The 12,398-nt window shown below is 41.6% G+C and carries 14 protein-coding genes; 10 read left to right on the top strand and 4 right to left on the bottom strand.

Annotation, left to right across the window (positions count from 1 at the left end; all coding sequences use genetic code 11):
• The first annotated feature begins 175 nt into the window (after positions 1-175).
• Positions 176-937, top strand: coding sequence for an EFR1 family ferrodoxin (locus BM243_RS02240; RefSeq protein ID WP_074909774.1), 762 nt, complete (start codon positions 176-178; stop codon positions 935-937).
• Between the two features lie 49 nt (positions 938-986).
• Here the strand turns inward: BM243_RS02240 and BM243_RS02235 are convergent, their stop codons facing one another.
• Entirely contained in the window at positions 987-2,243 is a 1,257-nt protein-coding gene (locus BM243_RS02235; protein ID WP_074909773.1) for a C40 family peptidase, read from the bottom strand.
• Positions 2,244-2,648: 405 nt separating this feature from the next.
• On the opposite strand from BM243_RS02235, the gene BM243_RS02230 reads away from it, so the two are divergent.
• The 3 genes from BM243_RS02230 (at position 2,649) to BM243_RS02225 (ending at position 3,979) form a co-directional block, all read left to right on the top strand.
• On the top strand, positions 2,649-2,873 hold the full coding sequence (locus BM243_RS02230; RefSeq protein ID WP_074909771.1) for a YdbC family protein: 225 nt from the start codon (positions 2,649-2,651) through the stop codon (positions 2,871-2,873).
• Positions 2,874-2,955: 82 nt separating this feature from the next.
• Positions 2,956-3,132, top strand: a complete 177-nt coding sequence (locus tag BM243_RS15180) for a hypothetical protein (RefSeq protein ID WP_177213437.1) — start codon at positions 2,956-2,958, stop codon at positions 3,130-3,132.
• 1 nt (position 3,133) lies between these two features.
• Positions 3,134-3,979: a PhzF family phenazine biosynthesis protein gene (locus tag BM243_RS02225; RefSeq protein WP_074909768.1), complete on the top strand. Its 846-nt coding sequence runs from the start codon at positions 3,134-3,136 to the stop codon at positions 3,977-3,979.
• A gap of 41 nt (positions 3,980-4,020) precedes the next feature.
• Here BM243_RS02225 and BM243_RS02220 read toward each other — a convergent pair whose 3' ends face one another.
• The 3 genes from BM243_RS02220 to BM243_RS02210 are packed head-to-tail and all read right to left on the bottom strand — an operon-like array spanning position 4,021 to position 6,907.
• Positions 4,021-4,686: a DUF6320 domain-containing protein gene (locus BM243_RS02220; RefSeq protein ID WP_074909766.1), complete on the bottom strand. Its 666-nt coding sequence runs from the start codon at positions 4,684-4,686 to the stop codon at positions 4,021-4,023.
• A 12-nt stretch (positions 4,687-4,698) separates the two neighbouring features.
• Complete coding sequence (locus tag BM243_RS02215; protein WP_074909763.1) at positions 4,699-5,973, bottom strand: hypothetical protein; 1,275 nt, start codon at positions 5,971-5,973, stop codon at positions 4,699-4,701.
• The gene (locus BM243_RS02210) at positions 5,942-6,907 is read right to left on the bottom strand and encodes an alpha/beta hydrolase (protein ID WP_074909761.1); all 966 of its coding nucleotides are present in this window, start codon (positions 6,905-6,907) and stop codon (positions 5,942-5,944) included. Before BM243_RS02210 ends, BM243_RS02215 begins: the two co-directional genes overlap by 32 nt.
• A 194-nt stretch (positions 6,908-7,101) precedes the next feature.
• On the opposite strand from BM243_RS02210, the gene BM243_RS02205 reads away from it, so the two are divergent.
• From BM243_RS02205 to BM243_RS02180, 6 genes are all read left to right on the top strand, one after another.
• Positions 7,102-8,295 carry a coenzyme F420-0:L-glutamate ligase gene (locus BM243_RS02205; protein ID WP_074909758.1) on the top strand — a complete coding sequence of 398 codons (1,194 nt, stop codon included), beginning with the start codon at positions 7,102-7,104 and terminating at the stop codon, positions 8,293-8,295.
• Entirely contained in the window at positions 8,285-8,986 is a 702-nt protein-coding gene (locus BM243_RS02200) for a Crp/Fnr family transcriptional regulator (RefSeq protein ID WP_074909754.1), read from the top strand. Before BM243_RS02205 ends, BM243_RS02200 begins: the two co-directional genes overlap by 11 nt.
• A 158-nt stretch (positions 8,987-9,144) precedes the next feature.
• Positions 9,145-10,350, top strand: a complete 1,206-nt coding sequence (locus BM243_RS02195; RefSeq protein WP_074909752.1) for an ABC transporter substrate-binding protein — start codon at positions 9,145-9,147, stop codon at positions 10,348-10,350.
• Complete coding sequence (locus BM243_RS02190; protein ID WP_074909749.1) at positions 10,347-11,051, top strand: GTP-binding protein; 705 nt, start codon at positions 10,347-10,349, stop codon at positions 11,049-11,051. The genes BM243_RS02195 and BM243_RS02190 overlap by 4 nt, the downstream gene beginning before the upstream one ends.
• Before the next feature lies 1 nt (position 11,052).
• Positions 11,053-12,069 carry an ATP-binding cassette domain-containing protein gene (locus BM243_RS02185; RefSeq protein ID WP_207646157.1) on the top strand — a complete coding sequence of 339 codons (1,017 nt, stop codon included), beginning with the start codon at positions 11,053-11,055 and terminating at the stop codon, positions 12,067-12,069.
• Between the two features lie 2 nt (positions 12,070-12,071).
• Positions 12,072-12,317, top strand: coding sequence for a hypothetical protein (locus BM243_RS02180; RefSeq protein ID WP_207646156.1), 246 nt, complete (start codon positions 12,072-12,074; stop codon positions 12,315-12,317).
• The last annotated feature ends 81 nt before the right edge of the window (positions 12,318-12,398 follow it).

Below are 12,398 nucleotides of genomic sequence, written 5' to 3'. Positions count from 1 at the left end.
CTACATTCAATACACATTTATCATAAAGGAAGGGTTATTTTTTGTCAATGCTTTTTCTGAATAAATTTTGCGCTACTTAATTTATCAAAATCTATCGGATTAATTGAAGTTCATTGATAGACTAGGATTCTTCTAGGAAAACTGATAAGATGAATTTGTTGAGGAGGGGTGTTATATGATTTTTTATTTTAGCGGAACCGGAAATTCCAGATATACGGCAGAGAAAATTGGGGGAGCAATAAATGAGAAGGTGATTGATATGGCAAGAAGCCGTATAGATGAGCAGTTCACCTTTGAAGTGAAAGACCAAGAGAAGATTGGTTTTGTGTTTCCAGTATATTATTATGGACCACCTACAATTGTTGAGGAATTCATGAGTAAACTCAAGATCTATGGCAATGAACATCCATATGTATATGTGATCATGACATGTGGCAGCAACAGTGGTGGAGCGGATAAATATGCAGATAAGATCCTACTGGATCAAGGTTTGGAAACGGAAGCTTTTTTTACAATACCTATGGTGGATAATTTTATCATGGGTTATGATTTATCCGATGAGGAAGACAGAAAGAGCATCAATAAGAGAGCGGAGGAACGTATAGATAAAATCATCAAATCTATAATAGTTAGAGGCGCTTCAGATCGTAAATCTTCCCACTTTGACCAGCTGCTTACGGGTACGGTCTATCCTATTTATTTACGAGGGAGAAAGACCAAAAAATTCTTTGCAGACGATCGATGTATTTCCTGTAATCTATGTGAGGAAATATGTCCAGCACAGGCTATCAAAATGGTCGATGGAAGACCGGTATGGGTTCTGGATCAGTGTGTTCATTGTGTTGCATGTATCAATAGGTGTCCAGCTGAATCAATTCAATATGGTGATGCTACAAAGAAAAGAAGAAGATATGTTCACCCCAGCATTGTAGAATAAAGATAAAGCAAAAATAGACTGCATCTGCAGTCTATTTTTATGGACTAAATTAGATTCTTCTAGCACCTTTGATTCGATAATTGTTCACATGCCAAGAGATACTTACAATTTCCACGGATTTCCCGGGTCTTGGAGAATGGATCATTTTTCCATTACCGATATAGATACCTACATGCGTCACAGAGGACTGGCCGAAATAAAGAATATCACCAGGTTGCGCATTTGCAATGCTGACATACTTTCCAGATGTGGCCTGTGCTCTTGATGTTCTTGGAAGACTTACACCCTGTGAACGGTAAACATACTGAATGAAACCGGAACAATCAAAACCACTTGGAGTGGTTCCACCCCAGACATATCTCACACCAAGATACTGGTAGGCCTTGTTGACAATTGCACTGGAGGAAACAGAAGCTGATCCTGTGTATCCAGCGTTGGAAGAAGCTTGTGCTCTTTCACGCGCGAGCTTTCTCTCTTTAAGAATTGCTTTTGCTTTTTCGATATAACGGACAACTTCTTCGTCTGCTTTGTCTGTGATAATTCTAGAACGGATGTTACGCAGTTCTGTGATTGCAGCATTTAGCTGGTCATCACTGCTTGAGGAATCATCGACAATGGACTTGCTTGTGGAGATCAGCATGGTTTCCAGATTACTGAGATCCCCGGCAACTTTGCGTTCCTCTTCTTCAAGCTGTGCAAGTTTTTCATCGGCTTCGCTTTTCTTTAATTCAGCTTCAGCCATATCTTTCTCATTGGCAGCCTTCAATACCTGAAGATCGTCTATATTCTGCTGAAGTGCACTTTTTTCATTCTCAAGTGCAGCCTTCATTTCTTCAATCTCATCGAGAAGCTGTCGGTCAATTTTGGCAAACTGAATGATTGCTTCAGCGCGGGCGATGAAGTCAGCAAGGCTCTCGGCCCCGAGAATTGCACTGATCATACCTGAATTGCCTTGTTTATACATAGCCCTGAGTCTTTCGCCATATTCTTCAATCTTCATATGAAGATCTGATTCAGTCTCACGGATTCTCGCTTCTGTTTCCGCTTTTTTTGCTTCCACTTCGGTGATTTTCGCGTCGTTGTCTTCTATTTTCACCATAATGTCAGTAATTTCATCTAAAATCACTGAAATCTCCATATGCAAAGTATTGATTTTGTTTTCAATCTCTTTGTACTCTTCTTGTTGTATCTGCACATTCTGTTCCAGATCACTTGAAACAGGTGTGGCATTTACAGGAATGGTTACTCCGAAAATTGTGGAGCTAGCGATAACTGCCGCAATGACTTTCAACTTAATATTCTTCATTGTGTTCTCCTAACATTCAAACATTACAAATTAATTACAGAGCCTATTATAGGTCTAACTTGTAAGGAAGTTATGAAGAATTGTAAATTTTTTCCATATATCTGTTTTAAGCGTTGGTTTAATGTCGATTTGATAATTTCCGAGTTGATTATTGAATCTCATCTATCAAATTATTAATACAATTTACTTTTTACGTTGGATTGTTCAACTTTAGAAGAATAAAACTACTCAACAGTAACGCTATGATATGAATTTTACGTTTACAACTTCACACTTAGGTCAAGTATCTGGAGTCTGATGTCTTCCTATCAGAAAAATACAGTCCATAGAGGTGAAAATTTCCCGTTCTTGTGAATACATTTAATACCGATGGTGAATAATGGTATCAATAAAGGAGGTGAGAGCATGGATGAACTGAGGTTTGAAATCATCAGAAGTATTGGGGAACTATCTGTTTCCAACAAGGGCTGGACAAAAGAAGTGAATTTAGTGAGCTGGAATGATAGGCCAGCAAAAGTTGACATTAGAGAATGGGATCCAAGTCATGAAAAAATGAAAAAAGGAATCACGTTGACGAAGGATGAGGTGCTGAAGCTGAAAGAGTCTTTGAATAATTATGATCTGACATGATATCGTGAGGGTTTTACTTTTCAATAAGCTCTCCTTGAAGTAGTATTAGTATAGTACTCAGATTGATGAATAGGAGGATAAAATGAGAGTAAAATTCAGTCCGTATTTTATTGTGGGAAGCATTATTTTAGTGGGGTATCTGATAGTCGAAAATCTGATCGTGACGATCCCCGGCATCGTTGCGGTTCCACTTCTCCTTTTTGCACTGACTCTTATTATCATTGATGGTATCAAACGCAGAGCACATAAGGAGAAATGAGATGATGCGCAAGTATACTGTGAACGCATTTTCCAAGACTCCAGGTGGAGGGAATCCGGCGGGCGTTGTATTGCATGGAGACCTTTTGACGGATTCTGAGATGCAACGAATGGCCGAAGAACTGAACTGTTCAGAGACTGCGTTTATCATGGCCTCTGAAGATGCTTTGTGTAAAATCAGATACTTCACACCAGTGGAAGAAGTAAGGCTTTGTGGACATGCTACCATTGCATCTATTGGTTTAATGAAACACCTGAAAATGGTTTCAGATGGGGTGCATCAGATAGAAACTGCAGCAGGGCTCCTTACAGTCATGGTTCATCCTGATAAAATCATGCTGGAAATGGATGAACCAAACTTCTTCGAGACCATGGACAGACATCTAATATCAGATTCTTTGGGCATAGAGGTGGACAGTCTTTTGGAACAGCCTTCTCCTCAAATTGTATCAACAGGATTGAAAGATCTCATCGTAGGCGTCAAGAGTCTTGGAATTCTTCGTGCGTTACGACCTGATTTCAAAAAAATCGCTGATGTTTCTTCCAAAGCAGATATGGCAGGATACCATGTATTTTCTTATGGAGCAGATGGTTCCGTGCACATGAGAAACTTCGCACCATTACTTGGCATACAGGAGGAATCAGCTACAGGGACAGCCAGTGGTGCTCTTGCTGTGTACTTATACAAGTATGGCATACTCCCCAAATGCTCGGAGACTATGAGAACATTCTTTCAAGGCATGTTCATGGAGAGACCTTCAGAGATTGAAATACTTTTGAAAGATGATGGAATACACACTAAAGTCTTTGTTGGCGGAGTGGTCTCTGACATCATTTCACTTGACTAAAAAAGCAAGCCGGGATCAAAGGATCCCGGCTTTTCTCCAAGCTAAATGTGCATTCTTTTTTGGAATTCCAGTTTAATACTGTCCCATTGAAGGATAAATATTGCTGACAGGATGGTACTGCTGAACGCGATGCTTAAAATGGAAGGGTATGTTACTGTAACCCATTCAAACATGATGAATAGGACAGGCAGTATACCGAATAAGGCCGACATAAAGGCGTAAGTGATATAATCCCGGCTGTTCAGTTTCATGATCACAGCAATGGCGTACATGAGAAGCAAAGCGATAATATAAAGAAATGGTATGAAATAAGTAATTGACCAGCCACGCCACCCGGTATTCCAATCCCAAAATAAAGAAAGCACTGCCAAAATAAACACTTGCCATACTATTTTTTTGGGGATGTGAAATCTTCTTTTCACAAGGAAAATCATATCAAGCCACAAGCTGCCCATGCCTAAAGTGATGAGGAGCGGATAGTTCAACTCGGTGGGGAAGAAGGAATAAACCGTGAAACTCAAGATAATAATGACTACCGATAAAAAAAGAAGAAGTTTCAGTTTGCCTGTCCCTTTGATGTAAGAATCAATCTTCGGGAAGGATTCACTTATATTCTGATCCGGTTCTATTTTCAAGCTATTGCCACATAGAGGACAATGTTTTCTGGTTTCAAGCAATTGGACTTTACAATGAGTACAGTACTGCATTAAAGTATCCTCCTATAAGTTTCCGGATATGATAACATCAATACCCTTGTCGGTAAGAAATGAAAAGAAAAGCCGTTGAAGCTCTGTATCATGGAACGGGGATGTGAAGCTGATGACCAGTTGATCTTCATAGGAACAGAGCACAATTTGAGGTCTTCTGGCGCTGACGTAGACACTGAACTTATCGATGAAGGGTCGAAACTCCTTATGCATTGAAATGCGTCCCACATTCGATATGGATGAGGTGATGGCTCTGTCTTTTATTGCGTTGGCAATCTTCAGGGTCAGATCTTTCAATGGGAGAGGGATGAGTCTTGCCAAGGGGTTTTTCTCCAATGCCATCAGGTGATCCACATGTTCTTTAATATGAGAAAGACTCATTTCCCGTTGGAACTGGAGCTCTACGGTTTTAATAATGTCTTCCAAAGTCCATTCAGTCTCTTTAGGTTCAAGGGTGATATTCATTGCCGCAAAAAAGTTGCGTGCTGTGCTGGATGTAAAAAATGGCCGCAGGTTTACGGGAACCTGAAGTACGATTTCATGATGACTCATTTTCTTTGGCCTCTCCTGTAAAATGACATAAAAGTAGAGAGAGGTAAGAAATATGGTCATGGTGGTGTTGTAGTCGTGGGCCAGTTCCAGGATTCTTTTTGTGGACATCGTACCTTCAATGAGTTTTGTTCTATTTTCTTCTACTTTGGTTCCTTTGAAACGGTAAACCTTGTTTCTTTTCTTTGTATTTTGTTTCTCTCCTTTGACAGCAGAGGTTTTATCGTAGGTTTTTTCAAAGCTGTCATCCATCTTCTCACTGATGGCGGCTTTGGGAAGGAGCGTGAGAAAGTCTTCGGTGAAGAAATCAGCATATCGCTTTGTTAGATAATGGAACAGCAGAGTTTCAAAGAACCATATGGCACCTGCTCCGTCACTGAGTGCATGAAATATTTCCACACTGATTCTGTTTTTATAATACAGTACTCTAAAGAGCAGATCTCTTGATTCTTTCAGATAGAGGGGGGCACAAAGGGACAGGTGCTCTTCCTCCACCACAGGCATCAGATCACTTTCTTCCAGGTAGTACCAGAATACACCGCGTCTTAAAACGGACCGGTAGATGGGAAAACTCTGAAGCGTTGGCTCAATGGCTTCCTCCAGTATGTTTTTATCCACCTCATCTTTTAAAAAGCAGCTGAGTCTGAATACCTTAGTATCCCGTGCATTCATGGTGGAAGGGAATATTTTGGAGGCATTATCCAGCCTACTCCATTTGTATTTCTTCTGTTCTTTCATCTTTAACACGACCTTCCTGAAGCGGTTCATTCAAAAAAATTTTAATAAGTTCATGTGTTTTCTTAATCTCTTCTATCGCCAGTGGGTTTCCAAGAAAGCCATGAATGGCTCCCTTAATACAGAAAGTTCTAACGGAGTTGCCAAATTCTATGAGCTTCATTCCATAAGCGTCCCCCTCATCCCGAAGTGGATCAAACTCTGCCGTGATGAGAAGGGTGCTTGGCTGATCATTGAGGTTTTCTGAGAGCAGTGGAGCCACAAAAGGATTGAGGCGCTCTTTCTTCACGGGTACATATAAATCCATGTAGTCCTCAATTCTCCGCGCCGTGAGAATATAATCTTCTCCATTTTCTGTCACGGAAGCAAAGGGAGAAGCTGATGAGTGGTCATGGTAGGTGGCAGGATAGATGAGGATTTGTCTCTTTGGGAAGAATTCATTCTTTTTTGCCGCTAGAATAGATACGGCCGCTGCAAGATTCCCACCGGCACTGTCTCCAACCAAAGTAATATCATCAGGATGGATGCCTAGTTTGTCTGCTTCCAGGAAGATGGCTTTTGTTGCGAGATAACAGTCAATGAGACCTTTAGGGAATGGATATTCCGGAGCCAGTCTGTAATCTACGGAGATAACGGTCTGTCTGCACGAATCAGCCAGAGCGCTGCATATGGGGGTGTAGGTGTCGATATCTCCCGTGACCCAACCTCCTCCATGAAAGAAAATCAGCACCTTGTTCATCTCAATGCCTGGAGGGCTGAAGACACGAACAGGAATTTCTCGTTCTCCTACCATGATTTTTTCATCCAGAGTTTCATAATCCGGCTTAAGTGGAGTTGTAATGATCCGTTGAACTTTTCTATAGAGGCGATAATTCTTTTTGATGTTCAGATCTATGCTTGAAAGCGCTTTTAATGTGATCTTCTTCAGAGGTTTCATATGTATTTCTCCCTCGTTATGTGATTTACTTCAAGTATACATGAGAGAGGCCGGATTACGAAAGAATTTCTTAAAATACAATTGAACACCTTTTTATAAGACGAACAGAAAATGAAAGTTGATATATGTCGTTCGAGAAAGGTATAATAGATTGTAAAGTAATTGAAAGTAAGAGAACAAACGGAGGAAATATTATGGAAAGACTCATTGGAACTACTTCACGTGGTATTAGAGCACCTATTATCAAAAAAGGGGATGATATCACAGAGATTGTCGTGGATTCTGTTTTGAAGGCAGTGGAAAGCTCAGGGATCCAGTTGGAGAACCAGGATATCGTATCAGTTACAGAAGCAGTAGTTGCCAGGGCACAGGGGAATTATGCCTCTGTGGATGACATTGCAGCGGACGTAAAAGAGAAGTTTAAAGATGCGGACGCCATCGGGGTAATTTTCCCCATACTGAGCAGAAACCGCTTTTCCCTGTGTTTGAAAGGAATTGCCAGAGGTGCAAAGAAAATTGTGCTTATGCTCAGCTATCCTTCTGATGAGGTGGGAAATGGGCTCGTTACATTTGATCAGCTGGATGAAAAAAATATTGATCCTTATGAGGATGTACTGACTGAAGAGAGATTCAGAGAGCTGTTTGGCTATGAAAAGCATCCATTTACCGGTATCGACTATATTGATTTTTACAAAAATGTTATTTTGAGTGAAGGATGCGAAGTGGAAGTTTTACTGGCAAATCATCCTAAAGCGGTGCTGCCTTACACCCCCCATGTACTTCACTGTGATATACATACACGAAAGAGAACCCGTCGTCTTTTGGAGAAAGCGGGAGCAAAGACCATCTGCAGCCTTGCAGAAATCCTCAATGCATCAAGAAATGGAAGTGGATATAATGAAGATTATGGACTTCTTGGAAGCAATAAAGCAACCGATGAAACTTTAAAGCTTTTCCCAAGGGACTGCCAGAGTGTGGTGGATCGAATTCATGACAAATTTCTGGAGAAAACAGGGAAAAATATTGAAGTGATGGTGTATGGAGATGGTGCGTTCAAAGATCCTGTTGGCGGGATATGGGAGCTGGCAGATCCGGTGGTTTCTCCAGCTTATACTTCTGGACTTGTAGGTCAGCCCAATGAGATCAAACTGAAATACATTGCAGATAATGAATTCTCACATTTGAAAGGCCGTGAGCTGGAAGATGCCATAAGAGCCTATATCGAGAAAAAAGGTGAAGATCTCACTGGAGATATGACTGCCGAAGGAACCACTCCAAGAAGACTTACAGATCTCTTGGGTTCTTTAAGCGATCTGACTTCAGGAAGTGGAGATAAGGGTACACCGATCATTCTCATCCAAGGGTATTTTGACAGCTATGCCAAATAGCAGAAAAAAGCTCCATCGTGAGGTGTCTTCAGATTTTCTCATGAGGCTTCCAATTTTTCATGGAATGTCAGAAAATGAAGTGCTCCAGTTTATCTCATCGGTCCATGGGTATTATGCTTCTTTTGACAAGGGCGAATTCATTGGAAGGGAAGGGGAGATGATTTCGGGCATAGGAGTTCTGCTCAATGGGATGGCATCGGTCTTTAAAGAGAATGCTGCAGGAGAAAGACATCGGATGGCGGTGTTAAATCCCGGGGATATATTTGGAGAAGTTGCAGTATACACAGGAGAACACTGGACGGCAAGCGTAATGGCCGAAGAACCTTCGTCAGTACTGATTCTTCCCCGCCCCCAGCTTCTGCATCTTAACGATTCATCAGGAGCATCAGCGGTTTTTCAGATCAATATGGTGAAGCTCATATCCAGAAAAGCACTGAAACTGAACCAGAAACTTGAGATTTTATCGATGCGATCCCTGAGACGCAAGCTGATTCGTCTGTTTCAGATAGAACGGAAATCTCAAAAGCAGAATCCCCTGATTCTTCCAATGAACCGGGAAGAGCTTGCGGAGTATCTTCAGGTGTCAAGACCTGCGCTCTCCAGGGAGCTGACGAATATGAAACAGGACAGGCTGATAGATTTTTCGAGAAATAAGTTTTATATCAGCGATCAGCTTGCTGAAATGGAATAGTATACAACAAAGAGCCTTGATTTCGTCAGGGTTCTTTCTTTTTTTGTCTTGGAACACTTTAAAAGAAAGATATCACGTAACATATGTTACGGAATTAGGGGGAAGCCCCATGGTACAATTGCTCTTGTGTGTGAAGAAAAATGTAGGAGAATGTGAAGATGGCAAAAAAATATATTGATCATCGTATGAGTCTATATACTGTAACTGAAGAAATTGAAGGAGCCCTAGCACTGCTTCTTTCGCTAGGTTTCACGAATCTCAATGATGAAAAGCAACGAGCACTTTTTGGAAAGGTGATAACAATCTCTGATGCTTTAAAGACCAAAGGCATCTCGCTGGATGCCTTTACTGAAATGCTGGGAGAACGTGAGACAGAAGAAGATCAGAGTACTAGGATAAAAGTGAAAATGGCTGGTGTTTTACCCTGCCCAGTTCGTGTTCCATTATTGGAGAATTTTGAGGAGTGGCTGAGCGAGAGGGATTTTCCATTCCACTTGGACTATGACCTGAAGGCTGCCTCCATGGGGATCGGATGGCTTTCAGAGAGTCTGGAGAACAAGTCCGGAGAGGAGCTTCCGGATCTATTTATTTCAGCTGGATTTGATATGTTTTTTGATAAAAGCAGGTTTGGCAGATTCAGAGAAGAGAATTTCTTTGAAGATCTCACCTCATTCAGCGGTCTTCATCGAGACTTTGATCAGGAGGACATCAGGCTGAAAGACCCCCGCAAGCAGTATTCGATGATTGGTGTTGTGCCAGCAGTTTTTCTTGTGAATACAAAAGAGCTGGGGAACAGGAAGGTACCCAGAAGCTGGGACGATATCTTATCAGACGAGTTTAAAAACAGCATCAGTCTTCCTGTGAGCGATTTTGACCTTTTTAATGCGATTCTTCTGAATATCTATAAAAGTCATGGCGAAGCAGGGATTGCTCAATTGGGGAGAAATATGCAAAAGAGCATGCACCCAGCCGAAATGGTTAAATCCCACATGAAACTCATGGAAAGACCCTCTGTAACCATCATGCCGTATTTCTTTACCAAAATGGTAAAAGATGGAGGGCCCATGGTGGCGGTTTGGCCAGAGGATGGAGCCATCATCAGTCCCATTTTCCTGCTCACCAAGAAGGAGAGAAAAAAGGAACTTCAGCCCATTGTGGATTACCTTCTTTCGAAAGAAGTGGGAGAACTGCTTTCCCATAATGGACGGTTTCCAAGTGTGAATCCAGAAGTGGATAATCGGATTTCTGAAGAGAACAGATATCAATGGATCGGGTGGGAGTTCATTGAAAAATATGATCTGACACTTCTTATAAGAAGGTGCGAAGAAATCTTTCAGAAAGCTATGAGAGGTGAAGTAGAATGAATCTGATTACTTTTTCAGGACCGCCCTCTTCAGGGAAAACATCTGTGATCATCAAAACGCTGGAAGCGATGAAAAAAAGAGAGCTTCCGGTGGGGGTAGTAAAATTCGACTGCCTGTATACGGATGATGATGCTTTATATGAAAAGGCTAAAATCCCGGTGATGAAAGGTTTGTCCGGATCCTTATGTCCAGATCATTATTTTGTAAGCAACATAGAAGAGGCAGTGAAATGGGGCATTGAAAAGAACTTATCTGTTCTCGTGACAGAAAGTGCTGGACTTTGCAACCGCTGCTCCCCCTATATCAAGGATGTGCTTTCCATCTGTGTCATTGACAACCTTTCTGGGATCAATACACCGAAAAAAATCGGACCTATGCTGAAGCTTGCTGATATTATTGTCATCACAAAAGGAGATATCGTTTCTCAAGCAGAACGTGAAGTTTTTGCCTCCAGAGTCCATTCAGTCAATCCTCAAGCAGTGACTATGTTTGTGAATGGTCTTACTGGGCAGGGGGCTTTTGAGCTCAGCACATTGCTTTATGAAGAATACAGAAATATTTCCAGTGTCAAAGGAATGAATCTGAGGTATCCGATGCCATCGGCACTGTGCTCCTATTGCCTTGGAGAGACTAGAATTGGAGAAGCATTTCAGCTGGGAAATGTGCGGAAAATGAAATTTGGTGATAAAAATGAGGGATAAAATGAGATATGAAGAAATACGCATATCGGATCTCCTGGCTAAGTATCCGTTTGCATCCAGTTATTTTGAACTGAATAAGCTTTCGGTGAGTGGATTCGAAGACAGTTCATTTTCGGAATTCTTGGAGAGAATCCCTGAAGCTGAGCTGGAAGAATGGGCCATGAGTCCAGAAAAATTAATAGAAGACCTTACGCAGTATATTGATCAGATGAGTGTTTTTTTAGGTGTGAAGGAAAATGAGGTAAACAGCATCACCATTCTGCCTGGATTCAATAAGCATGGGGAAAAAGAGAACTTTGAAAAGTTAACGATAGAAAAAAGTGAGATTGTCTCCATTGTTGGCCCCACAGGTTCAGGGAAAAGCAGACTTCTGGCAGATATAGAGTGGGCAGCGAATAAAGATACGCCCACAGGACGCAGTGTACAGATCAACGGAGAGCTTCTTGATCCATCTAAGCGGTTCAGCACCAGCAACAAGAGAGTGGCCCAGCTGTCACAGAATATGAATTTTGTCATGGACCTTACGGTGGAAGAATTTCTGACTCTCCATGCAGAAAGCAGGATGGTAGAGAATGTGGAAGAGATGATCTCAAAAATACTGAATGCTGCCAATGAACTGGCAGGAGAGAAATTTCAGCTCAGCACTCCTGTTACAGGCTTAAGCGGAGGACAGTCCAGGGCACTGATGATTGCAGATACAGCGATATTAAGCAAATCTCCGATTGTTCTCATTGACGAGATTGAAAATGCTGGGATTGACAGAAAAAAAGCGCTGAAGCTTCTGGTCAGTGAAGAGAAGATTGTCCTCATGGCAACCCATGATCCCAGTCTTGCGCTGATGGCAGATAAAAGAGTCGTCATAAAGAATGGAGGGATCCATCAGATCATTGAGACAGACCAGGAAGAAAAAAGTTTGCTGGTTGAACTAGAGAAAATGGATCAGGTGATCCAGCAGATGCGGAACCGATTGAGAAATGGTGAGACACTAACAAAAATATACAAAGAAGGAGAGATATAGAAATGATGCATGATGGATGTAACGGCTCATTTACAAATGGAGCGGAGGTTGTAGCAAAAGTGAGGTTCATGGGATTTGCTGAGCAGATGATTCCGATGGCGCTTCAGATTTCATGTGTGGAGTGCGGCAAGGAATTTGAGATGGAAACCTTTGAGGATCAATGTCCCCATTGCGGCATGGTATATGGTGTAACACCATGTCATGCTTTTGATGCTGCAAACGTAATGCCTGCAGGGATTGGCTACTAAAATGAAGTTCAAAAATGCTTTTCCAGCATTGTCTGGGGAAGCTTTTTTATTGTTGTCTGGCAGTCGTATTAAGGAATCTAA

This window comes from Proteiniclasticum ruminis (assembly GCF_900115135.1).
Classification (GTDB): Bacteria; Bacillota; Clostridia; order Clostridiales; family Clostridiaceae; genus Proteiniclasticum; species Proteiniclasticum ruminis_A.
This window is presented reverse-complemented; position numbering and strand designations above follow the sequence as displayed.

Bases quoted from the DNA above. Each gene is read 5' to 3' on its own strand.
- BM243_RS02240 (WP_074909774.1), top strand. From the start codon at position 176: ATGATTTTTTATTTTAGCGGAACCGGAAATTCCAGATATACGGCAGAG.
- BM243_RS02235 (WP_074909773.1), bottom strand. From the start codon at position 2,243: ATGAAGAATATTAAGTTGAAAGTCATTGCGGCAGTTATCGCTAGCTCC.
- BM243_RS02230 (WP_074909771.1), top strand. From the start codon at position 2,649: ATGGATGAACTGAGGTTTGAAATCATCAGAAGTATTGGGGAACTATCT.
- BM243_RS15180 (WP_177213437.1), top strand. From the start codon at position 2,956: ATGAGAGTAAAATTCAGTCCGTATTTTATTGTGGGAAGCATTATTTTA.
- BM243_RS02225 (WP_074909768.1), top strand. From the start codon at position 3,134: ATGATGCGCAAGTATACTGTGAACGCATTTTCCAAGACTCCAGGTGGA.
- BM243_RS02220 (WP_074909766.1), bottom strand. From the start codon at position 4,686: ATGCAGTACTGTACTCATTGTAAAGTCCAATTGCTTGAAACCAGAAAA.
- BM243_RS02215 (WP_074909763.1), bottom strand. From the start codon at position 5,973: ATGAAAGAACAGAAGAAATACAAATGGAGTAGGCTGGATAATGCCTCC.
- BM243_RS02210 (WP_074909761.1), bottom strand. From the start codon at position 6,907: ATGAAACCTCTGAAGAAGATCACATTAAAAGCGCTTTCAAGCATAGAT.
- BM243_RS02205 (WP_074909758.1), top strand. From the start codon at position 7,102: ATGGAAAGACTCATTGGAACTACTTCACGTGGTATTAGAGCACCTATT.
- BM243_RS02200 (WP_074909754.1), top strand. From the start codon at position 8,285: ATGCCAAATAGCAGAAAAAAGCTCCATCGTGAGGTGTCTTCAGATTTT.
- BM243_RS02195 (WP_074909752.1), top strand. From the start codon at position 9,145: ATGGCAAAAAAATATATTGATCATCGTATGAGTCTATATACTGTAACT.
- BM243_RS02190 (WP_074909749.1), top strand. From the start codon at position 10,347: ATGAATCTGATTACTTTTTCAGGACCGCCCTCTTCAGGGAAAACATCT.
- BM243_RS02185 (WP_207646157.1), top strand. From the start codon at position 11,053: ATGAGATATGAAGAAATACGCATATCGGATCTCCTGGCTAAGTATCCG.
- BM243_RS02180 (WP_207646156.1), top strand. From the start codon at position 12,072: ATGATGCATGATGGATGTAACGGCTCATTTACAAATGGAGCGGAGGTT.